The following is a 23,018-nucleotide window of genomic DNA, read 5'->3' as shown; positions in this document are numbered from 1 at the left end:
CAACAGGACTGTTTGAGCACGAAAACCGGGCTTCCGGTCTGCGATATCGTGCCAATCGCACTCCCTGGGTCGAGACGAATGGGTTTCGTTTGGCACACTTGCCAGTTGTGAACGATCCGACGCTCCACGCGCCCGAAGAAACTTGGTGGAAGGACGCGATCTTCTACCAGATCTACCCACGATCGTTCGCCGACTCCAACGGTGATGGAGTGGGTGATCTCGGTGGCATCAGGGAAAAACTCGGGTACCTGGAACTGTTGGGTGTCGACGCGTTGTGGCTCAGCCCGGTCATGCGTTCCCCGATGGCCGACCACGGTTACGACGTCTCCGATCCACGAGATATCGATCCCCTGTTCGGCGACTTGGCCGTCATGGACGCGCTCATCGAAGAAGCACACGTTCGCGATATCAAGGTCACGATGGATTTGGTGCCGAATCACACCAGCGATCAGCATCCCTGGTTCATTGCAGCCCTCGAGTCCACGCCGGGAAGCCCTGAGCGTGCTCGCTACATCTTTCGCGACGGTAAAGGGGACGGCTCCGAGCCGCCGAACAACTGGCCCAGCATCTTCGGCGGTTCGGCGTGGACTCGCGTCACCGATTCGGACGGGCGTCCGGAGCAGTGGTATCTCCACATCTTCGCGCCCGAGCAACCGGACCTGAACTGGACGAATCCTGAAGTGGCCGAAGACCTGGCGAAGACGCTGCGGTTCTGGCTCGATAGAGGTGTCGACGGTTTCCGCATCGATGTCGCGCACGGTATGGCCAAGCCTGCCGAATTGCACGACATGAACCTCGAGTTGAACACCCTGATGAAGAACGACGACGACGATCCTCGATTCAACAACGAGGGTGTCCACGAGATTCACCGCGGCATCCGCAAAGTGATGGACGAATACCCGAACAGGGTCACTATCGGGGAGATCTGGGTCCAGGACAACGAAAGGTTCGGCGACTACCTCCGACCGGACGAACTGCATCTCGGATTCAACTTCCGCTTGGCCGAGGCCGATTTCGATGCCGCAACAATTCGCGATGCCGTCACCAACTCGCTCGCCGCGGTCGCCCGAGTCGACGGAACACCTACGTGGACGCTGTCCAACCACGACATCGAGCGCGAAGTGACCCGATACGGCGGCGGAATCCGAGGGACAGGGCGAGCCCGGGCGATGCTGCTCCTGGAGTTGGCACTCCCCGGAACGGTGTTCGTCTACAACGGATCCGAACTCGGATTACCGAACGCCGTCCTACCGGAAGATGTTCTTCAAGATCCCGTCTGGGAACGCTCCGGGCATGCAGAACGGGGCCGCGACGGTTGCCGCGTGCCGTTGCCCTGGGAGTCCCCGGCGCCCCCGTTCGGTTTCAGCACCTCCTCGGATACGTGGCTGCCCATTCCACCCGATTGGGCGCCGTTGACCGTCGAGGAACAGTTGGAAGACGTCGATTCGATGCTCAACTTCTACCGGACAGCATTCGAGCTTCGTGAGCTGCGACCCGAATTCTCTGGAAGCGGAGTCGATTGGTACGGGAGCCCTCCCGGCTGCCTCGCGTTCCGCCGGCAAGGAGGACTCATCTGCGCCCTCAATGCGACCGATGCCGCCATTCCACTTCCACCCGGTGAGCTGCTGATGTCGAGCGCGCCGCTCGTCGACGGCCAGCTCCCCGCCGATGCCGCTGCGTGGCTCGTCTGACGGCGCTGGTAATGGGCTGATCCGTCAGAAGTCAGCGTTCGACGCTGAGCGACAACGGATTCCCGCGTCTACAGAAGACCGATCCGTAGCGTGCATCGAGACGCAACCACACCTTGGTGGTCCGCACGCGCACGAGCTCGTCGACGTCGATACTGGTGAGGTCGACGTCGACGGTCAACGGTTCCACACCCGCATGGGGAACGAAACCCATTGCGGTAAGAGCGAACACCGTACGCATAGCGATCGACACATCACCGCCCGGGCCGTCGACGTGCAGTACTTCCTGGTCCAGGAGCGATACCGGTGGACCGTGACTGCTCCCGTGCTCCTTGGCCAGGGCTGCACCCCGCTGAGCAAGGTCGATCAGGACGCGTGCCGGAACGTCGTCCACATGCTGAAAACCGCTGTCCGGGGGCAGTGCACCGCGCCAGGCCGAGTCCATCGAGAAGCCAGGATCCACTACCCCGTCGGATGCCGATTCCAGGGCAGCAACGAGTTGATCGGCAGCGGCCGAGGTGTCGTCGGGCACGATCGTTCCCGTGATGACCCTCACCGCGAGTGCATCGAATCCGGTTGCAGCCCATACTGATACACGGCCGCCGGCACGGGTTCTCATACGAACGACAGCAGCCTCGTCGAGCCGAACCGCCTTCTCCAGGAAGGCTACGAGGTTCTTGCGTTCGACGGGATCAGGAATAGTGAGGACACGCTCAAACACGTTGCCAGCTCTCCAGATACGTCCGCTCTTCGGCTGTGAATCTCCGCAGCCCCTGAGTATCCATGTCGAATGCCGCTATTTGCGTCGACGCAACGATCGCGGCGGGTGTGTCGAGAGACTTGCCCTTCGCCCGAACCTCGTAACCTGCAACGAAATCCACCGCTCGGACCTTGTCCACCCACATGAACACGTCCAGCGGGCCGTCCTCGTGACGTAGTTGACCCCGGTATCGAACATGCAAGTCCGCAATGACAGCACCGTGACGCAGGTTTGCCGTAGGTTTACCGTCGACCAGCAGCCACGGAATACGTGCCTCCTCGAGGAGCGTCACCATGCGGGCATGGTTGATGTGTTGGTAGGCATCCATATCCGACCAACGAACCTCGACGCTGGTGTGGAACCCGATTCGTTGCTTGGGTTCCAGCTCGTTCGACAGATGATTCTTGGGCACAGTCAAGTCGGTTTCTCTCTCTTGTATCGGTGTCTGGTTTCAGGGACGATCGGTAACGCTCAGGGAACCATGCTGCGAACCTGACGGGCTGCCACCGACAGTGAGGCAAGATCCAGCGTGCCCGAGTCCGCGATCTCGGCAAGCGCTGTTCGTGTCCGGGTCAGCCTGGATGAATTCATCGCCTCCCATTCTGCGATCTTCTCGGCAGCGCTCTCGTGCGGCTCTCCACCCAGTACGACCTCTTTGGTGATCGCTCGCAGTGAGGAGTAGAAATCGTCGCGTAAGGCCAACCGGGCCAACGAATGCCAGCGATCGCCACGTGGCAGTTTCGACACCGACGTCAGCAGCCAATCGATGCCGATGTGCGCATCCAACGCGTAGTACAACTCCGCGACTTCGGAAAGGTCGTGTTCGGTGATGTCGGCGACATCGATGATGTCGAGCAAACAGAACACGTCCAGCAGTTGATAGACCGAATTCGCCAATTCCTTCGGTGTGCCCCGTTCGACCGAATCCGCCACTCGATCGTTCAGATCCCGCACCTGGTGCCCGTCGATCCAACCAGCTACCCGGCTCCTCAGGGAACGGACCTTGGAGGCATACCTGCTGATCTCGGCACCGACGGCAAGTGGCTGGGGCCGGTTGATGAGCAGCCACCTGGCAACGCGGTCCAGCACGCGTCTGGATTCGAGCAGCAGTTCATCGGACGATGCAGTCGACATGTCGGCCGAACGAATCTCCTGCCAGAGCTCCTCGAGGTCGAAGATCTCCGTCGCGGCGGCGAATGCGCGCACCGCATCGGTACCGTTCGCCCCGGTGTCCTCGGCAAGTCGATAGACGAAACTGATCCCTCCCCGGTCGACGGTCTCGTTGGTCAACGTCGTCGCCACCAGTTGGCGCCGCAGCGGATGAGAGGTAATCGCGTTGGAGTACTTCTCACGTAACGGCTCCGGAAAATACTTGGGCAGCCTCGGCGCGAACACGTCACTGTCCGGCAATTCACTGGCAAGCAGATCGCTCTCCAGGACCAGCTTGACGTGGGCCATCAACGTTGCGAGCTCGGGCGAGGTCAGACCTCGCCCGTCCTGCGCACGCTTTCGAATGTCGATATCCGACGGCAGTACCTCGAGTTCGCGATCCAATCCGCTGCGCACCTCGAGGTCCTCGATGACACGTCGGTGCACCGTGAGCAGCGCAGGCGCATCCGAGCGGGAGGTTCCGAGAAGCTCGTTCTGCATGATGTTGTCCCACAGCACCAGCCTGCTCACCTCCTCGGTCATGGACGCCAGCAGGTCGTCGCGGTCGGCGGGGTCGAGGGTGCCGTCGGCGATAGCCGAATCGAGAAGAATCTTGATGTTGACCTCATGATCGGAACAATCGACGCCTGCCGAGTTGTCCACCGCGTCGGTGTTGATCCGGCCACCGGCGATGTCGTACTCGATGCGTCCGAGCGAGGTTGCCCCGAGATTGCCGCCCTCACCGACGATGGTGGCCCTGATCGCGCTACCGTCCACCCGGATTGCGTCGTTGGACTTGTCACCGACATCGGAGTTCGACTCGGTGGATGCCTTGATGTAGGTGCCGATTCCACCGTTCCACAGCAGGTCTGCGGGAGCTTTCAGGATTGCGCGGATCAGGTCCGGTGGCGCCAATTCGGTTGTCGACTCGTCGAGGCCGAGAGCCACGCGGGCCGCAGGACTGACCGGCACCGACTTGACCGTACGTTCCCACACGCCACCGCCGTCGCTGATCAGTGCCGAATCGTAATCGGCCCAGGACGATCGAGGAAGGTCGAACAGTCGGGCACGTTCGGCGAATGCGGCCGCGCGATCCGGGTTTGGGTCGAGAAAGATGTGTCGATGATCGAACGCGGCGAGCAGGCCGATGTGTTTGCTGAGCAGCATGCCGTTTCCGAACACGTCACCGCTCATGTCTCCGATGCCGACGACCGTGAAATCCTCTGTCTGCGTATCGATGCCGATTTCTCGGAAATGACGTTTGACGCTTTCCCATGCGCCCCGTGCGGTGATGCCCATCGCCTTGTGGTCGTAGCCTGCCGATCCGCCCGACGCGAACGCGTCCCCGAGCCAGAAGTCGTACTCACCGGCAACCGCATTCGCAAGATCGGAGAACGAGGCGGTCCCCTTGTCCGCTGCCACCACGAGGTACGTGTCGTCACCGTCGCGACGTACGACGCGGTCCGGCGGAAGAACTGCGCCCGTCGCCCGATCGAGATTGTCGGTCACATCGAGTAGACCGGCGATGAACAGCCGATAGCACGCCCGCCCCTCCTCGGTCGTCGCTGTCCGGTCCGTGGCCGCATCTCCAGTCGCTACCGGCGGGCGCTTGACGACGAAGCCACCTTTGGCGCCGACCGGCACGATGACAGCGTTCTTCACCATCTGTGCCTTGGCCAGTCCAAGCACTTCGGTGCGATAATCTTCACGTCGATCGGACCAGCGAAGCCCCCCACGGGCCACCGCGCCGAATCGCAGATGTACACCCTCGACTCTCGGGGAGTACACGAAGATTTCGAACCTCGGCTTCGGTTTCGGCAGCTCGGCAATGAAGCGAGGATCGAACTTGAGGGACAGAAATTCGCGTGGTGCGCCGACGGAATCGACTACGTAGAAATTGGTTCGCACTGTCGCACGGATCAATTCGAAGATTCCACGGAGGATCCGGTCGGCGTCGAGACTCACCACCTGATCGATGAGTACCCGCAATTCTTTGTCGAGTTCGGTTGACTGTTCCTCTGCAGCACCTTCGGGGTCGAATTGAGACTCGAACAATGTCACCAGCAAGAGCGCGGTCCGCGGATGAGAGAGTAGAACACCCTCGATATTGAACTGACTGTAAGGAAAGTTGGCCTGCCGCAGGTACTTTGCATACGCACGCAGGATGTACGCCTGCCGCCAGTTCAGTCCAGCGCGCATGACGAGTTCGTTGAATCGGTCTGCCTCGGCCTTTCCGTTCCACACCGCAGTGAATGCGTCTGTGAATCTCAGCTGCACCCGGCTTTCTTCATCGAGCGCTCCTGCGCTCGGAAGGTCGGAGTCCAAATCACTGTCGATCGCTGCACGCAGCATCTCTCGCGAGGCAGAGACTCCGAAATCGTATATCCAGCATTGCAGTTCATCCGGACGACCGATCGGGTACGGACGCTCGTCGTCGACCTCGACTCCGAGACTCTGCAGGATCGGCAAGACCTGACTCAACGAGACACCACGCCCACCGATATACAAACTGAACCGCCAGCTTCCGACTGCGGAATCGGAGTTGCGATAGAGCTGCATGTCGATCGATCCGTCAGTAAGAGATTCGAGCCGCGCGATATCGAACACGGCACGTTCGGGCCCGAAATCCTGCTTGTAGGCCTCTGGGAACGAATCGGTGTACCGACTTGCCGAGATAGCGTCGACACTGGTGTCGTCCAGGATCGCTTGCGCAAGCCCGTCCTCCCACGTCTTGATCGTCTCGGTGAGAAGTGACTCGATACGAGCAACATTGTCTCGAGAGAGATCAGTGCCGACCTGGTTCCGATCCTCGCGCCGAATAGTGACGTGCAACAGGGCCATATCGGACTCGGTGACTCGCGCGGTGTAGTCGATGCCCGAGCCCACGAGTTCGCGCAACAGGCAATCTTGAACGGCCAGGCGAACTCTCGTCGTGTAGCGATCACGCGGAAGGTAGACCAACGCCGAAACGAAAGCGCAGTTGGAGTCCTCACGTAGAAATACCTTGACCTTGCGGCGACGTCCGATAGCGAGCACCGCAGTCGCATTCTCGAACAGCGCTTCCGTGCCGGAGGCGAACAGCTCCGATCGCGGCATCGATTGCAACACTTCGAGCATCGCTTGGCCGGAGTACGAGTCGAGATCGTAGCCGGCCCGGTCGATGATCGAACGCACGCGGCGCTCGATGACGGGAATGTCGAGCACGCTCTCGTGCAACGCCGTCACGGTGAAGACACCCATGAAGCGATGCTCGCCGAGCTCTGGAGCCGAACGATCCATCACCGTGACGAAGTACGGGTACACGGCGCGATGCACCGTCGCCGGGCTCGAACCCTGTGTGAGAGTCAGAAGGTCGGTACGTTCACTGATATCGGGCGACTCCCGATCCAGCGCATGATCCTGACGCAACACCCCAAGTCCACTCCCGGAGACGGACCGGGTCAGCAGCGATCCGTCCGGCGCTGGTTGCACGTCGTAGCGGCGATAGCCGAGCAGTGTGTAGTGACCTTCGGCCAACCATCCGAGCAGATTCGCTGCGTCTCGAAGCTCGGTTGAGCGTTCGTCGTCATGCCCTTCGGCCGAGTCGGCGAGGGTACGGGCCACCGAAGCTTGAAGCCCACGCATCGCTTCGGTGTCGGCGATGACCACACGGACGTCGTCGAGAACGACGGCGATCTCGTCCTCCAGCACGTCGAGAAGAGCGCCGGGCGTCGATTGATGCAGCGCAATGTGCATCCAGGACTCCCGCTGGGCCCCGCCGACACTGTCGTTGGCTGGTCCCACACGGATCAGATTTCCATCGTTGTCTCTGACGACACCCACTATGGGGTGGACCATGTCGGTGACGTCGACATCGAGTCGAGACAGTCGCGACATAACTGATTCGACCAGCAGAGGCATGTCGTCGGTCACGATCTGCAACGAAGGCCCAATTGCTCGGCCCGTAGCGTCCCCGCCGACGCGGTGCAGGCGAATCTTCGCGTCCCCGGGAGTTCTGCACGCCGCCAACTGCAGATGCATACGGACGATCGCGTCCTCGGCCTCGGCAGCGGGGCCGGTGCGCTCATCGGTGTCGACGTGCGCGAAATAAACTGCCTTCACTTCGGACAAGGTAGTCACCAACTCTGCGGGCAGTCCGCTCGACCAGTCGATGTCCGTTGTTCCCGCCGCGTCAGGCATGTGTTGAACCACTCCCTTGTGAGGATCGCCGGCGCGGCCGTACAGCCGCCCCGCAACACGAGCCTATCGGGGAACAAGTCGAGGCGGTGCCCTTGTGGGCTAATCGGATTCGGAGTGACCTACTCGGATTCGAACCGATCTTCGGGCGCGTCGAGGTAGTCGCTGAATACGGCCCGCTCCCGATCCGTTATCGGACGTGGAGCCTGTTCCTTCAGGTCGAACATGACCATGACAGCTTCCGCATCGGCACACAGGGCGCCCTCGACGTCACGAACGAGATGCCGAATGGCGAAAGAGGTTCGGCCGATACGGGAGATCGACACCTCGATCTGCAACGGCCCAGAGTCGTCGAAGATCGGGCGCAGGAAGTCGACCGTAAGTTTCCTCACGACCGACCCTCCCCGCGCCCCTTCCGCAGCCTGCATGCACTCAGTGAGGAAGTGCGCGCGGGCTTCTTGCAGATATTCGACGAATCGCGTGTTGTTGACGTGCCCGAGTCGATCCGAGTCGCTCCAGCGAACCTGAAGGTTGTACTCGAAGGTTTTCCCGGACAAGCGTCAGTCCCTTGTCAGTTTGCGGTGCGTGACGCGGTGCGGACGCGCGGCGTCGGCGCCGAGTCGCTCGATCTTGTTGGCCTCGTAGCCTTCGAAGTTGCCTTCGTACCAGTACCAAGCCGCCTCGTTGTCACCGAAGCCGCCTTCCCAGGCCAGGATGTGCGTGCAGGTCCGGTCCAGGAACCAGCGATCGTGCGAGATCACGACGGCGCAACCGGGGAACTCTTCGAGAGCGTTCTCCAGCGAACCGAGCGTCTCGACGTCGAGGTCGTTGGTCGGCTCATCGAGCAGGATCAAGTTGCCGCCCTGCTTGAGCGTCATTGCCAGGTTCAGCCGGTTGCGCTCACCACCGGAGAGAACTCCGGCCGCCTTCTGCTGATCGTGACCCTTGAATCCGAACGAGCTGATGTAGGCGCGCGAAGGGAATTCGGTCTGGCCGACCACGATGAAGTCGAGTCCGTCGGACACGGTCTCCCAGACCGTCTTCTTCGGGTCGATGCCGCTGCGGTTCTGGTCGACGTAGCTCAGCTTGACCGTCTGACCGATCTTCACCTCACCGCCGTCCGGCTCTTCGAGACCGACGATGGTCTTGAACAGCGTCGTCTTACCGACACCGTTGGGGCCGATGACGCCGACGATTCCGTTACGCGGAAGCGTGAACGAGAGGTCCTTGATCAGCACGCGACCGTCGAAGCCCTTGTCGAGGTTCTTGACCTCGACCACGACGTCGCCCAGCCGCGGAGGGGCCGGAATCTGGATCTCGTCGAAGTCGAGCTTACGAGTCTTCTCCGCCTCGATGGCCATCTCTTCGTAGCGATCCAGACGAGCTTTGCTCTTCGCCTGACGAGCCTTGGCGCCGGAGCGGACCCAGGCCAGTTCGTCCTTGAGTCGCTTTTGTAGCTTCTGGTCCTTCTTGCCGGAAACCTCGAGGCGAGCGGCCTTCTGCTCCAGGTACGTGGAGTAGTTGCCCTCGTACGGGTAGAGGCGGCCGCGGTCGACCTCACAGATCCACTGCGCCACATGATCGAGGAAGTAACGATCGTGAGTGACGGCGAGGATAGCGCCGGGATATGCAGCGAGATGCTGCTCCAGCCACAGAACCGACTCGGCGTCGAGGTGGTTGGTAGGTTCGTCGAGGAGGAGCAGATCGGGCTTGCTGAGCAGTAGCTTGCACAGCGCAACGCGACGCTTCTCACCACCGGAAAGGTTGGTGACGGGCGACTCGGGCGGCGGGCAACGGAGAGCATCCATCGCCTGCTCGAGCTGAGAGTCGATTTCCCAGGCGTCAGCGTGGTCGAGCTTTTCCTGCAGCTCGCCCATCTCCTCCATGAGTTCGTCGGAGTAGTCGGTCGCCATGAGCTCGGCGATCTCGTTGTAGCGCTTGAGCTGCACCATCGTCTCGCCGAGGCCATCCTCGACGTTTTCACGGACAGTCTTGGTGTCGTCGAGAACCGGCTCCTGCATGAGGATGCCGACCGAAGCCCCGGGAGCTAGGAACGCCTCACCGTTGCCGGGCTGGTCGATCCCGGCCATGATCTTGAGGATGCTGGACTTGCCGGCACCGTTGGGGCCGACGACGCCGATCTTCGCTCCTGGGTAGAAGCTCATCGTTACGTCGTCGAGGATGACCTTGTCGCCGTGCGCCTTGCGCACCTTCTTCATGGTGTAAATGAATTCCGCCATGTGCGCAAGCCTATCGGTGCGAACGGGTCTGGGCACCATCGCCCGATCCGAGAGGAAGCTAGCCCATTCGTGCATGGTCGAGCAGACGGTGCACGAAAGGCGTCGAGTCGATCATGGAGGCGATCATCGACCCTTCGTGGCCGACGAATTCACCGCCCGAATACAGGTACGGAACGTACGTGACGTCCTCGCCGTGCGCGATGAGTCCGGCGACCAGTGGAACCGACAGCGGGGAAGGCACCATGGTGTCGATCAGTCCCTGAGCGAGGAAGATCGGCCTGTCGTAGCCTTCGACCGGTACCGAGAGATACTCCGACAAAGCGTCGAACATCTCGGTTCCCGCCACCGGACGCGAGAGCATCGCACCCACTGATGCGTGGTGCAGCCGCAGGTCCCCCGGGCAGTTCGCCTCGACGTTGTCTACTTCGGAGCGCCCGAAGTCCGTCAGGTAGCTGTCGACATCGAGATCGGGCCTCGATTCACGTAGCCCCGCGAGGACGTAAGCGGCGAACACGTTCAACCCGTCCAAACCGAGGTCCGGAATCCACGGCCCACCGACTTGAAACGCATACTCGAGGTTCGACGGCGCTCCCGTGGCCACGACTCCGCGATAGTCGAGTTCGGGCGCATAACTCGTCGCGATATGAGCGGCTTGCAGTACTGCGTGGCCGCCCTGGGACTGCCCGATCGCCAACCATCGATCCGACAGTGCCGATTCGACGGACCGTGCTGCACGAACGATGTCGATGACGCTGCGTGCGGCCGATGTCTTCTCGAGGTAGGCGTGCGGCCCGGGGGTACCCAGGCCCGCGTAGTCGGTTGCAACGACGGCATATCCCTCGGAGATCCAGTGGCTCAGATACTGCAGCTGGCGGCCCTCATACGGATTGCGCGACGGCGCGCAGCGATCTCCGACACCGACGGTTCCGTGTGCCCACGAGATGACCGGCCATCCACCAGCGGGGGCTCGACCGTTCGGTACGAACACGGTTCCTGAACTGAGCGCGGGCGCACCCGTCGGCCCCATGGTCCAGTAGGTGAGGAGGTGGGCTCGGGCTGTGCCGGGCAGCCCGGCTTCCGCGGCGAGCGGCTGAACGAAGTCCACCGTTCCCGGCGCGGTGTCGACGATATTCTGTGTCCTCCCCGGGTCCGCAGTTGCGACTCCCCCGGCGCCGATGCCCAGCAGGATCGAGAGCAACATAGGAAATACCAGTCGCGTCCACGCTCGTGTGTCGGTCCGCATGCGGTAACGATAGCGATCGACGACGAACTGTCGGGCCCGAATGGGTTTCGCTCGGGCCCGACACGGGTGATGTTCGGCTACACCGCCGCGGCGTGTTCGATCGGCTCGGAAACGGCATCTTCGTCGAGGTCTTCGTGCTCGTCGAAGGTGTCGATTCCTTCGTCGTGTGTCTCGTCCGGTTCCTCCTGCGGTACCGCCACGGGTCGTGCGCGCTCGATCGTGACGATGCAGCGGGCGAGGTCAGGGCCGACGGCGCTGGCCGTCATCTCGAGGTCGGACCGTTCGGCGCCGTCTCGGGTGGTGTATTCGTTCGTCCTGAGCTGTCCGTAGGCCACCACCGGGTCGCCCTTCATCAGCGATCCGCCGACGCCCTTGACGAGCCGTCGCCAGCAGGTGACACCGAGATAGAGCGTGCCGCCGTCGCCCCATTCACCGGTAGCTCGGTCCTGCCGTCGCACATTGCTGGCCATCCGGAAGTTCAGTACTTCGTCACCGGACGCTGTCTGTCTCTTGATCGGATTGGTGATGACTGTCCCTACAACCGCACATTGCGCCTCGTACATCGTCCGTCCCCTTGCTGTTCGGTCATCTGTCTGTTCGACGATCCGGTTCGGCGGGCGCCGATCCGAGGACACCGACTTTGCCGTGAGCTGCGGGCGAAATGTGGTGGGAATCGACATCTGTGGATAGGTGCCCGGGTTGTGGACAACAGCCGTTTACGACGGGGTTTCGGGCGTCAGTGTGTCGGTCGAGCGTGTTAGAGGAGCGCGGACTCTGCATATGTGTGCCCGACGACCTCGGGACGGGCCGTTCCGCCGGTCAGCCCGGCCAGCATGCCGATCACGGCGTCGACGTCCTCGACTTGAACCGTCATCACCGCGCGAGAGCGATAGTCGATGGACACGATGCCGATGCCCCGCACCCGAAGTTCCGATTCGACTCGGCCGACCTCTGTGTAGTCCAGTTGGACCTGCAACAGTTCACGGCGCTCGCGCCGCAGGAGTCGGGCGTTCTCGAGTGCGTGCGTGACCGCATCTCCGTAGGCCCGGGCCAGCCCGCCGGTGCCGAGTTTGACGCCACCGAACCAACGAGTCACGACGGCAACGACATTGGTCATCTCACGCCCGAGGAGGACGTCGAGCATCGGGCCACCCGCAGTACCGCTCGGTTCCCCGTCGTCGTTCGTCCGAAGGATCAGATTGCCCGGCACGTCACCGACGATGAATGCCGAACAGTGATGTCGAGCAACAGGATTGGCCGAACGGGCTGTAGCGATCACTGCTCGCGCTGCTTCTTCCGACGCTGCGCGTTCGACCACCGCGAGGAATTTCGATCGTTTGACCTCGATCAGGGCGTCGACGCGACGTTCCACAGTGAAAAACAATGCATTCCTCGCCTTCGCAGTCGGGGGTCGCGGACGGGTTACGCCGCAATTTGCTCCGAGTTCGCGGCTTTCGATGCGTGGACGAGTTCGGCATAGTGACTCTCCGATGCCATCAGCTCGTCGTGGGTACCGGATTCGAGGATTCGACCGCTGCCGAGAACTGCGATGCGGTCCGCGGATCGTACGGTCGAGAGCCGGTGCGCGATGAGGATCGTGGTGCGTCCCGCCATGAGTTCGTCGAGGGCGTCTTGTAGCGCACGCTCGGTCCGAGTGTCGAGCGCGCTGGTCGCCTCGTCGAGTACGAGAATCGGCGGGTTGCGCAGGACGGTCCTGGCGATGGCGAGTCGCTGCTTCTCCCCACCGGAGAATCGGTATCCACGCTCCCCCACCAGCGTGTCGTATCCCTCGTCCAGTGCGGTGATGAAGTCGTGGATCTGGGCTATCCGGGCCGCGTGTTCGATCTCGGCATCGGTTGCCTCAGGTTTGGCGAACCGGAGATTCTCGCGGATCGACGCATGGAACAGGTACGTCTCCTGCGATACGACGCCGACGAGTTCGGCCACGGTCGTGGTCTGCAGATCCCGAAGGTCGACGCCGTCGATGGTGATCCGTCCGGACGTCGGGTCGTGAAGCCTCGCAGCGAGGTACCCGAGTGTGGTTTTACCCGAGCCTGTCGATCCGACCAGGGCCAATGTGCTCCCTGCTGGGACCTCGACGTCGATGTCGGTCAATGTCGGCTGTGAGGCCTCGGTGTAGGAGAAGCTCACATGGTCGAATGCGACGTCGCCGCGTACGTCCTGTCTCGACAGAACCTTGGGGTCCTTCGGTTCGGCGATGTCGATCGGCAGGTCGAGATACTCGAATACCCGGCCGAACAACGCCAACGAGCTCTGCACTTCGACACCCGTGCCGAGCAGCTGCATGGTCGGTCGGAAGAGTTGGGTCTGCAACGTGGTGAACGCGACGAGCGTGCCCACGGTCAGTGCGCTTCCGTTTCCAATGGTCACGCCGGCGAACCAGTACACGAGGGCGGGCATGATCGCGAAGCTGATCTGCATGCTGGCCATTCGCCATTTACCGGCCATCATCGCTTTGAGTTCGACATCGGCGACTTCGTCGGACCGGCTGGCGAACCGATCGGTCAGCACGTGCGCGGATCCGGTGGTCTTGCCGAGCAGAATGCCACTGACAGACAGGGATTCTTCGATCTGCACGGAGAGTTCTCCGAGCAGTCTCTGTCTGGTGACCGAGATCTTTCGGCGCTCGTTGCCGATACGACGTGCTATTCGGACGAAGACGGGCAGGATCACCAGCGAAAACAGCGCCAGACGCCAGTCGAGGAGAAATAGTGCGACGACGGTCGCTGCCACGGTGGTGGCGTTCTGGGCTATCGACGTCGCGGTATTGGTGACAACGGATTGCATTCCACCGATGTCGTTGGCGATCCGAGACTGCACTTCGCCGGTGCGGGTACGGGCGAAGAAGCCGAGTGACTGCTTCTGCAAATGTGCGTAGACGGAGACACGCAGGTCGTGCATGAGCTTCTGGCCGACGCCGTTGGACATCCAGGTCTGCACGACGCCGAGCGTGTTGGTGACGATGGCGACTGCGATCATGCCGACGGCGATCAGCGTGACGAGGGTGACGTCGCGATCAGGAATGGCATGGTCGAGCAATTCGCGGAGAAGTAGAGGTGAGGCCAGTGCGATGACTGCACTGAAGACGATGATCGCGGTGACGACAGCGATACGTGCTCGGTAGGGACGGAAGAGTGCGAGCACGCGGCCGACGGGGGCTGGATCGGTGAGCGGCCCGGTGTCAGGAGCGGTTACCGCAGATTTCGTGAGTGGGCGTACCAAGAAGACCTCCAGGTTCGATGAACGACATAATGCAGAGGCTACCTCATTATGAGGTTGTCGGCAATGAGGCTATGCTTCGGTCATGCCTACGGGAGACAGCCCGACCATCGCCGATTCGTTCATGGCAGTCGCACGGCGGATACGCCACACCCACATGAATGCGCTCGAGCCGTTCGGTCTGAATCCGTCGCAATCTCGCGCCCTTCACGTCCTTGCCCGCGAAGGGCAGCCGATGCGCTTACGCGCTCTCGCCGACCGGTTGCGCATCGTGGCACGCTCGGCGACGGACATCGTCGACTCGCTCGAAGCCGCGGCGCTGGTGATCCGTGAACCGGACCCGCAGGACCGACGCGCCGTACTGGTCTCTTTGACAGACTCCGGGCGCACCCAGCTCGGCGCGATCGACTCCGCACGTCGGGCTGTCGCCACCGAACTGTTCGACACGCTCGATGCCGAAGAACGCGAGCAGTTGGCTCGGATCCTCGACAAGATCACCGCGGCCTGGTGAGCTCGAGAAAAATCAGAGTCCGCTTTCGCGATCACGCTTCGCGAGCTCGGCGAACATGGCGTTGTGGGCCGCCAGATCGGCGTCGTGATCGCGTTCGGCGGCACGATCGGAACGCGTCGCGTTTCGGGTGTCACTGCGGGACCACTGGATGAGCAGCGAGAGCATGACGAGGACGAGCGGTATTTCGCCCGTCGCCCAGGCTATGCCGCCGCCCAATTGCTGGTCGCCGAGCAGATCTGCGTTCCAGTCGAGTCCGAGGGAGCGGTAGAACCAGCCACCCATCACCGTGGCCTGGCTCATCAGCGCCACACCGAAGAACGCGTGGAACGGCAGCGACCCGAACACCATCGCGAGCTTGGTGATGGGTTGAATCGGCCTCGGCGACGGATCGACTCCGATGACCACCCAGTAGAAGAGGTAGCCGCTGAGGATGAAGTGTGCGTTCATCAACAAGTGAGCTGTGTGGTTGTCGAGGACAGCACCGAAGATCCCACCTAGGTAGAGCACGTAGAAGCCGCCGACGAACAGCACTGCGGCAACTATCGGTTGGGTGAGGAATCGGGAGACTTTGCTGTGCAGACCGATCAACAGCCATTCCCGCAACCCAGGAATTCCGTTTTTCCCTGCTGCCGGCAGAGCGCGTAACGCCAGTGTCAGCGCGCCACCGAGCGCCAGCAGAACCGGGGCAAGCATCGACAGCGCCATGTGCCCACCCATGTGCACACTGAATACCGCAGACGAGTACTTGCCGACCCCGGAAGACGTTGCGATCAACAAGGTCAGGCAGCCGAGCATGAACGCAACAGTGCGGCCCATCGGCCACGTGTCTCCTCGTTTCCGCAGCCGACGGACGCCGAGCAGATACATCACGGCGAGCAGTATCGACGCGGTACCGAAGATCAGATCGAATCGCCAGTCGAATGCCAGACGCGCGAAGGTCGGTGGTCCGCCCAGGTTGTAACCCAGCGCGGCCTCGGTAAGCGAAAGATTCGGATCGATGTCCGCAGGCGGAGGTGTGCGACCGAGTCCGACGGCAAGGCCGATCGTCGCAGCGAAGACGAGTACCTCACCGCCCGCGAATCGGATGAGCGCTCCACGAGACTCGGGATCGGCAGCCAGAGCGGGAAGCGACCTACGCCGCTGGATCCACCCGAAGAATCCAAGCACCGTCAACGCCGTGATCTTCCCGAGGACCAGCAGGCCGTACGTCGAATCGAACAGGTTCGAGACCGATACTCGAACGAGTGCGTTGATGACACCACTGACGGCCATCACCACGAAACACACGGTTGCGATCGTCGAGAACCTTCGAGTCGCGACGTCGGTGTGCGCGCCCTTACGCCGTGCGTGAGTCAATACTGCGAAAAGTCCGCCCGCCCAGAGCGTCGCCGCAACGAGATGCAGGATCAGGCTGTTGGTTGCATAGTCGTGCGATCCGCCCGAAGACGAATGGCCGGTGGCAGCGATCGGCATCAACGTACCGAGCGCAAACACGAGAAGTAGCGGTGTCCACGACCACTTCAACACTGCCCGCGATGCGATTGCCAGGAGCACCGCCAGGATCGCCGTCCAGCGCCATGCACTGGCGATCTCGACCTGTTCGAGCGCGACCCACAGGTTGCTCGGTTGGATCGCCGTGGTGAACGGTTGACCCGAAGTATCGGACAGGGTCAGCGGAACGAGCACCAGTGCGCACGCGGCCCAGACGATCGCTGCCACAGATCCAGTGCGGACCGCCCGATAGCCACCGACGTCGAGCACCCCGTTCTTCTGCGGCGGAACCAAGAACGCCGCGAGCAAGAAGGAGCCGATGGCAATGGACACAGCGACCTCACCGATCGCGCGTACCGCAGGAAGTCCGTAGACCGTGGCCGGGCCTGGATCCGGGATGCCGAGCAGGACCAACGCGTCCGATGCAGACAGGGTCACCACCAGCGCCGCGACAATGCCGGCTATCGCGCCTGCGGCAACGAACACGGACGTCGTCGCCGACCCCGGGGAATCTTTGGACCTGGCCCCACTATCAGCGTCGGCTCCAGCCGTGCTCGAGGTTTCGGTCCGATCCACTTCCGGTGCTGCCATGCCCTCCAGAGTAGGAGGTCCATGCCGCGGCGGGAAAGCCAGCGCCCGCAACTCCTACGAGCCGTCGTAGATCGTGTGGCCTGCACCACGAGGCAAACCCCTCCATGCGGATCACGTTGCTACACGGAATGTAGACTCATGCACCGTGCTCGGACGGATGCCTTTTCCGCTGTCCGCGCCACGCCTCCGTAGCTCAGGGGATAGAGCAATGGCCTTCTAATCCATTGGTCGCAGGTTCGAATCCTGCCGGGGGCACTTTCAGACGCGGAGTGAGCATGTCGGATTGTGGTTGACTGAGGTCAACCGAAGGGGCCACAGTGCACCAGCTCACCCTCGGCGTCACGTCACGGTCGAGTAAGCCGAACGAACGCCGACTTCCGATCCACCCACTCCACCTCGATCGCATCGCCGCCGACCTCAGAGCTCGAATGTACTTCGAGGCTGGGTACGGCGAGCCGTTCGGAATCTCCGACGCCCATCTCGACACTCTCGTCGCAGGCATTCGTACTCGTGAAGAACTCGTCGCCGAATGCGACGTGATTCTGCTCCCCAAGCCACTTGCCGAGGACCTCGAGACGCTGCGACACGGTCAAGTTCTATGGGGGTGGCCGCACTGCGTGCAGGACGAGAAGTTGACGCAGATCGCTATCGATCGGAAGCTCACCCTCATCGCGTTCGAGGCGATGAATCATTGGACCTCGGAGGGTTGGTTCAACCTTCACGTCTTCCACAAGAACAATGAGCTCGCCGGATACTGCTCCGTCCTTCATGCGATGCAGCTCGTCGGGGTCACCGGGGACTACGGCCGCCGACTTCGCGCCGCAGTCATAGGTTTCGGAGCAACTGCTCGCGGCGCTGTCACGGCACTCAACGCGCATGGCATTCACGATGTGGACGTCCTCACCCAGCGCGGAGTAACCGCTGTCAGTTCACCCATTCATTCCGCACGCATCGTCAATTTCGACTTGGACGGCAACAATCCGCGCCGCAGCCGCGCCCTGACCGAAACCGGCAGGGTGCCACTGTCCGGGTTCCTCGGCGATCACGACATCATCGTCAACTGCGTACTGCAGGACACCAACGCGCCGTTGACATTCCTGATGAACGACGACTTACCGTCGATCAATCCGGGAACGCTCGTTGTCGACGTGTCGTGCGACGAGGGAATGGGGTTCGAATGGGCCCGGCCGACATCGTTCACCGAACCCATGTTCACCGTCGGCGACAACGTCCGGTACTACGCAGTCGACCACAGTCCGTCTTATCTTTGGGACTCTGCTACCTGGGAAGTCAGCGAATCGCTTCTCCCCTATCTTCGTATCGTCTTGGACGGGCCGACGTCGTGGGACAGTGACGAAACGATAAGGAAGGCAATCGAGATTCGCGAGGGCGTAATTGCCAACCCCAACATCCTTGCGTTCCAACATCGCAGTCCGGAGTACCCACACCCCGCTGTGTAGCCTTTTCCCGCGATCTTCGCGGACCGATGCGCGGGAGGTGTGGTCGTGGTGTCGAGCCCCAACCACGTCGAACGCGCGTCAGGGTTACAACTTTCGGTTGATGCGCGGCTATTGCTGCGAGACATAGTGTGACACCGTGAAGAAAAGCGAAACGGCCGTTGCGGCGCCTGCTGCTCCACGCGTATCGAAGTGGTGGGGGCTCGTCGTCCTCGCGTTGGGCCTGGCGATGGTCGTCATGGACGGCACGATCGTCGCAGTCTCCCTCCCGACGATCATCGACGACCTGGGCCTGAATATCACCGACGCACAGTGGGTGAACTCGCTCTACTCGATTGTGTTCGCCGCACTACTGCTGACCACCGGCAATCTTGGTGACCGCCTGGGCAGGCGCAACATTTTTATCGTCGGTATCGCTCTGTTTCTGGCCGGCAGCTTGTGGGCCGCGAAGTCCGGCAGCGCGGAGATGCTCATCTCAGCGCGTGCACTTCAGGGCGTCGGCGGAGCGTGCATACTTCCATCCACACTTTCTACGGTCAACGCGACTTTTCGAGGCAAGGATCGGGCCGCCGCGTTCGGTGTCTGGGGTGCGGTCATGGCCGGCGCCGCCGCAATCGGTCCGCTGCTCGGAGGCTGGCTCACCAGCACGTTCAGCTGGCAATGGATCTTCTACGTCAACGTCCCCATCGGCGTTGTCTTGATAATCGCGGCGGTGGTCGTCGTCCCAGAGACCCGCTCCAGTGACAACCGCCCCGGCTTCGACATGGATGGGCTGTTGCTCAGCGCGATCGGTTTCGGTGCGCTGGTCTTCGCGATAATCGAAGGCAGTTCCCTCGGTTGGTGGCAGCCCATCCAAGACCTGAGTCTTTTCGGCATGACATGGTCGACGGACAAGCCCATCTCGATCGTGCCGGTCTTGTTGCTCGTAGCCGCCGTCGCGCTGACGCTGTTCGTCTTCTGGGAACGACACCGTGCCAGGGTCGCTCGGTCGGCGCTGCTGGATCTGCACATCTTCTTCACCCCCACCTTCAGCTGGGGGAACGTAGCCGCGATGATGATTGCGGTCGGCGAGTTCGGCCTGATCTTCGCGCTGCCACTGTTCCTTATCAACGCCATCGGTCTCGGCACCCTCGGAGCGGGGTTCGTACTCGCGACAATGGCAGCCGGCGCATTTCTCTCCGGCACCATGGCACGGCACCTGGCTGCCCTGATCGGCGCGGCCGGCACGGTCGTTGTCGGCGTCGCGCTCGAGATCATCGGCGTGCTGGTCCTCGCTGTGGTCCTCAGCGCAGACACCTCCCCCGTCACGATCGGAGCTGTGCTGGTGATCTACGGCGTGGGCCTCGGCCTGGCATCCGCGCAACTCACCAGCACCGTCCTGGCCGATATCCCGGTGGACCTGTCGGGGCAAGGTTCTGCCACGCAGAGCACCGTCCGGCAAGTTGGCTCGGCGCTCGGTTCTGCGGTAGTCGGCGCCGTGCTGTCGGTGGGGCTGGCCCACTATCTCGGCGGGATCGAAGGTCCGGCGGAGAAGTTCGCCGATGCCACTCGAGAATCCGCGGGTGGCGCGATCAGCGGATTGCGCGAAAGCCACGCTCCCGACGAGATCGTCCGGCAGTTGTCCGAGGCTTTCGCTTCCGCGACTCAGTGGGCATTGTTTGCCGCGCTCGTATTCCTCGTCTTCGGCCTGGTCGCCTCCCTACGTGTACTTCAGGTCTCACGTAGGGAGGCGACCCTCAGCGGCTCTCGAACTCTCCGTTGATGACGGTGCCGCCCGGTGAATCATCTCGGGCCTTGCGTGCAGCCTCACGCATTTCGACACCGTCGGATACCCAGTCGCCGATCTCGCGAGTCACATCGCGCACTGCCCCGGCGATGATGACCGCGATCTTGCCGACGTGCGTGGCTGCGGACTCCGTCAATTCTTGAACTGTGTCCTTGTTGCGCTCGAACTTCCCTACCACCTCTGGCCACCCCTGATTCGGTCGAGATTCGACTCCGGTCACTATGCAGCGACCTTCTTGCGCTCGACGATAACACCGACTGTCGGTTTCGAACCGGTGAGTGAATTGGGCAGAGCGAGCTTGAAAATCTTGCCCCAGACGGACCCGATCTGGTTGAAGAACCCACCGGAGTTGTACGGGAGTCCGTACTTTTCGCAGAGCGCTTCGACCTCCGGGGCCAACTCCGGGTATCGGTGCGCAGGTAGATCGGGGAAAAGGTGGTGCTCGATCTGGTGCGACAGATTGCCGGACATGATGTGGAACAGCGGACTGCCCTCGATGTTCGCGGACCCGAGCATCTGACGGACGTACCACTCACCCTGCGACTCGTCGGACGTCTCGTCCTCGGTGAAGGTCTGTACCCCGGTGGGAAAGTGTCCACAGAAGATGATCGAGTAGGTCCACAGGTTCCGCATCAGGTTCGCCCCGAGGTTGCCCACGACCGTGGAGGCAAAGAATGGCCCGCTCAGCGCTGGGAAGATGACGTAGTCCTTGAGGACCTGTTTGCCCGCTTTACGCCACATGCCCGCAAGCAAGGGCTTGACGTCGTGCCACTTGCGCTTGCCCTGGACAACGTTCTCGATCTCCAGATCGTGGAGCATCACGCCCCATTCGAAGAGCAGCATCAGGAAGAACGCATACACCGGGTTACCGAGATAGTACGGATTCCACTTCTGCCCCTCGTCCATGCGAAGCAGGCTGTATCCGATATCGCGGTCCTTGCCGACGATATTGGTGAAGGTGTGGTGCATGTAGTTGTGCGAGTGCTTCCACTGATCGGCCGGGCATACCGTGTCCCATTCGAAGACCTGTGAGTTGAACTCCGGCTCACGCATCCAGTCGTACTGACCGTGCATGACGTTGTGCCCGATCTCCATGTTGTCGAGAATCTTCGACAGCCCCAGTGCACCGACTCCGGCCAGCCATGCCGGCGGCAGGAACGGTAGATACATCAGGGCGCGGCCAGTGATTTCGAGCCCGCGCTGCGCCTTGATGACCTTGTAGATGTACTCCCGGTCCTCGCTACCGAGCTTCGCGACGGTGCGAGCTCGCATCTCGTCCAGCTCGCGGCCGAGCTCTTGGACTTGTGCGTAGGAGAGCGTTGTGGGCACGGGTTGCTGGTGGGGCGAGTCCGAAGTACTCATGAATGGCAACAGGGACAACGATGGTGATGGAATTCCGAACATTGAACACTCTCCGTTTCGGATCGATGTGTAGCGGCATGCGCGGTGAACAGCTCAGATCTCGATGGCGACATCACCGACTGGCACCGAGACGCACAGCTGGATCTTCTTGTCCGGTTCACTGTCCGTCTCACCGGTTTTGATGTTCTGGGTACATCCGGATGTCTTGACCGAGGTGCAGGTGAAGCAAATCCCCATCCGACATCCGTATGCGGGGGTCAGGCCCACCTCTTCGGCCTGCTCGAGCAGTGTCAGACCGGAGTTGTCACCGACCTTGCCGCTCTCGGTGAAGGACACCTCGCCTCCGACGTCGCCGGTGACGACGGCCAAGGGTGGCGCAAATTCTTCGAGGTGGAGGCGTTCGGTGAGACCCAGGTCGGCATACACGTTTTCGACGCCACGCATCAGTCCGGGCGGGCCGCACATGTACGTCTCGGCGCCGGCGTACCACGGTGCGGCGGATCTGAGGTGCTCGGCGCCGAAGAAGCCGTTCAGATCGCCGCCTTGCTCCTGATCGGTGTAAGCGAACACGATGCCAATGTTCTCGTGTGCTGCTGCAATGGCGTCGAGTTCACGTCGATGAGAGACGTCGCTTTCGGTGTACGCGTAGTGCAAAAAGGTGAGGTCGCCGCTGTACCCCTCGTCCAGCAGCGTCCTCAACATCGACAGCACGGGGGTGATTCCGCTGCCGCCGCTGATGAGAAGCACGCCGGCCGGCCGAGGCCGCGGGAGATGAAATGTCCCGTCCGCCTGAGAAAGACTGACAACCAGCCCCTCACGCGCGTTCGAATGCAGATACTGGGAAACCAGCCCCTCCGGATGCGCCTTCACAGTCAGTTCGATTCGACCGTCATCGCGATACTGGGAGCAGCTCGGCGAGTAGCAGCGAGTGTGGCGGACACCGTCGATGACGACCCCGACCTGCACGAATTGACCTGCCTCGAACCCACGCCATTGCTGCGTCGGGCGCATCGTCAAGGTCACTGTGTCACGGGTGGAGCGATGTACCGCGGTGATTTCAGCTCGAAGATCGCGGACCGTGGTCATCGGGTCGACCAGTTCGAGATAGCGATCGAGGGCGTGCGGTGTCGCCATCGCCTCGAACAAGGACAACAGAGAGAAGGTGCCCGGCAGTCGCGGTCTTCGCGATTTCTGATGAAGTGTCATCTCGCCTCCCGATAGCGGTCGAAACGGCGGAACCGTTTCAGTGTACGGCTGTGCACTAGAATCAGTGTGGCAGATCCGCACCCCGAGCTGTCAACGTCAATGTGACGGCACGAACAAA

17 protein-coding genes and 1 tRNA gene are annotated in these 23,018 nt (G+C 61.8%); 5 read left to right on the top strand and 13 right to left on the bottom strand.

Annotated elements, in window-relative coordinates; all coding sequences use genetic code 11:
- The first annotated feature begins 107 nt into the window (after positions 1 to 107).
- A complete protein-coding gene (locus BJD99_RS00255) occupies positions 108 to 1,691 on the top strand; it encodes an alpha-amylase family glycosyl hydrolase (protein ID WP_084344632.1) in 1,584 nt (527 codons plus the stop codon).
- 31 nt (positions 1,692 to 1,722) lie between these two features.
- Here the strand turns inward: BJD99_RS00255 and BJD99_RS00250 are convergent, their stop codons facing one another.
- The 9 genes from BJD99_RS00250 to BJD99_RS00210 all read right to left on the bottom strand — a co-directional run bounded on the left by BJD99_RS00250 (position 1,723) and on the right by BJD99_RS00210 (position 14,421).
- The gene (locus BJD99_RS00250; RefSeq protein ID WP_084344630.1) at positions 1,723 to 2,409 is read right to left on the bottom strand and encodes a hypothetical protein; all 687 of its coding nucleotides are present in this window, start codon (positions 2,407 to 2,409) and stop codon (positions 1,723 to 1,725) included.
- Complete coding sequence (locus BJD99_RS00245; RefSeq protein WP_084344628.1) at positions 2,402 to 2,866, bottom strand: thioesterase family protein; 465 nt, start codon at positions 2,864 to 2,866, stop codon at positions 2,402 to 2,404. Before BJD99_RS00245 ends, BJD99_RS00250 begins: the two co-directional genes overlap by 8 nt.
- Before the next feature lie 53 nt (positions 2,867 to 2,919).
- Positions 2,920 to 7,776, bottom strand: coding sequence for an NAD-glutamate dehydrogenase (locus BJD99_RS00240; RefSeq protein ID WP_084344626.1), 4,857 nt, complete (start codon positions 7,774 to 7,776; stop codon positions 2,920 to 2,922).
- A gap of 119 nt (positions 7,777 to 7,895) precedes the next feature.
- Positions 7,896 to 8,330, bottom strand: coding sequence for a thioesterase family protein (locus tag BJD99_RS00235; protein ID WP_084344624.1), 435 nt, complete (start codon positions 8,328 to 8,330; stop codon positions 7,896 to 7,898).
- A gap of 3 nt (positions 8,331 to 8,333) precedes the next feature.
- On the bottom strand, positions 8,334 to 10,013 hold the full coding sequence (ettA, locus tag BJD99_RS00230) for an energy-dependent translational throttle protein EttA (RefSeq protein WP_084344622.1): 1,680 nt from the start codon (positions 10,011 to 10,013) through the stop codon (positions 8,334 to 8,336).
- Between the two features lie 58 nt (positions 10,014 to 10,071).
- Complete coding sequence (locus tag BJD99_RS00225; RefSeq protein WP_256895188.1) at positions 10,072 to 11,256, bottom strand: lipase family protein; 1,185 nt, start codon at positions 11,254 to 11,256, stop codon at positions 10,072 to 10,074.
- A 77-nt stretch (positions 11,257 to 11,333) separates the two neighbouring features.
- Positions 11,334 to 11,819, bottom strand: a complete 486-nt coding sequence (locus BJD99_RS00220; protein ID WP_084344824.1) for a single-stranded DNA-binding protein — start codon at positions 11,817 to 11,819, stop codon at positions 11,334 to 11,336.
- 194 nt (positions 11,820 to 12,013) lie between these two features.
- On the bottom strand, positions 12,014 to 12,628 hold the full coding sequence (locus tag BJD99_RS00215) for a YigZ family protein (protein ID WP_256895184.1): 615 nt from the start codon (positions 12,626 to 12,628) through the stop codon (positions 12,014 to 12,016).
- 50 nt (positions 12,629 to 12,678) lie between these two features.
- The gene (locus BJD99_RS00210; RefSeq protein ID WP_306294076.1) at positions 12,679 to 14,421 is read right to left on the bottom strand and encodes an ABC transporter ATP-binding protein; all 1,743 of its coding nucleotides are present in this window, start codon (positions 14,419 to 14,421) and stop codon (positions 12,679 to 12,681) included.
- Between the two features lie 160 nt (positions 14,422 to 14,581).
- Between BJD99_RS00210 and BJD99_RS00205 the strand changes: the two genes are divergently transcribed.
- Positions 14,582 to 15,007 carry a MarR family winged helix-turn-helix transcriptional regulator gene (locus tag BJD99_RS00205; RefSeq protein WP_084344615.1) on the top strand — a complete coding sequence of 142 codons (426 nt, stop codon included), beginning with the start codon at positions 14,582 to 14,584 and terminating at the stop codon, positions 15,005 to 15,007.
- Positions 15,008 to 15,019: 12 nt separating this feature from the next.
- On the opposite strand, the gene BJD99_RS00200 is transcribed toward BJD99_RS00205, so the two are convergent.
- A complete protein-coding gene (locus BJD99_RS00200; RefSeq protein WP_084344613.1) occupies positions 15,020 to 17,089 on the bottom strand; it encodes a cytochrome c oxidase assembly protein in 2,070 nt (689 codons plus the stop codon).
- 182 nt (positions 17,090 to 17,271) lie between these two features.
- Here BJD99_RS00200 and BJD99_RS00195 point away from each other — a divergent pair.
- The 3 genes from BJD99_RS00195 to BJD99_RS00185 all read left to right on the top strand — a co-directional run bounded on the left by BJD99_RS00195 (position 17,272) and on the right by BJD99_RS00185 (position 20,308).
- A tRNA-Arg gene (locus BJD99_RS00195) sits at positions 17,272 to 17,344 on the top strand.
- A gap of 62 nt (positions 17,345 to 17,406) precedes the next feature.
- Complete coding sequence (locus BJD99_RS00190) at positions 17,407 to 18,549, top strand: N(5)-(carboxyethyl)ornithine synthase (RefSeq protein WP_084344611.1); 1,143 nt, start codon at positions 17,407 to 17,409, stop codon at positions 18,547 to 18,549.
- Positions 18,550 to 18,685: 136 nt separating this feature from the next.
- Positions 18,686 to 20,308 carry an MFS transporter gene (locus BJD99_RS00185; RefSeq protein ID WP_084344609.1) on the top strand — a complete coding sequence of 541 codons (1,623 nt, stop codon included), beginning with the start codon at positions 18,686 to 18,688 and terminating at the stop codon, positions 20,306 to 20,308.
- Here the strand turns inward: BJD99_RS00185 and BJD99_RS00180 are convergent.
- The 3 genes from BJD99_RS00180 to BJD99_RS00170 are packed head-to-tail and all read right to left on the bottom strand — an operon-like array spanning position 20,283 to position 22,900.
- Positions 20,283 to 20,510: a hypothetical protein gene (locus BJD99_RS00180; protein ID WP_084344822.1), complete on the bottom strand. Its 228-nt coding sequence runs from the start codon at positions 20,508 to 20,510 to the stop codon at positions 20,283 to 20,285. The two genes, BJD99_RS00185 and BJD99_RS00180, sit on opposite strands and share 26 nt — an antisense overlap.
- 41 nt (positions 20,511 to 20,551) lie before the next feature.
- Positions 20,552 to 21,736 carry an acyl-CoA desaturase gene (locus tag BJD99_RS00175; RefSeq protein ID WP_084344607.1) on the bottom strand — a complete coding sequence of 395 codons (1,185 nt, stop codon included), beginning with the start codon at positions 21,734 to 21,736 and terminating at the stop codon, positions 20,552 to 20,554.
- 51 nt (positions 21,737 to 21,787) lie between these two features.
- Entirely contained in the window at positions 21,788 to 22,900 is a 1,113-nt protein-coding gene (locus tag BJD99_RS00170) for a ferredoxin reductase (protein ID WP_084344605.1), read from the bottom strand.
- Between the last annotated feature and the right edge of the window lie 118 nt (positions 22,901 to 23,018).

Origin of the sequence: Rhodococcus sp. 1163 (assembly GCF_002091985.1) — a bacterium.
GTDB lineage: Bacteria > Actinomycetota > Actinomycetes > Mycobacteriales > Mycobacteriaceae > Rhodococcoides.
This window is presented reverse-complemented; position numbering and strand designations above follow the sequence as displayed.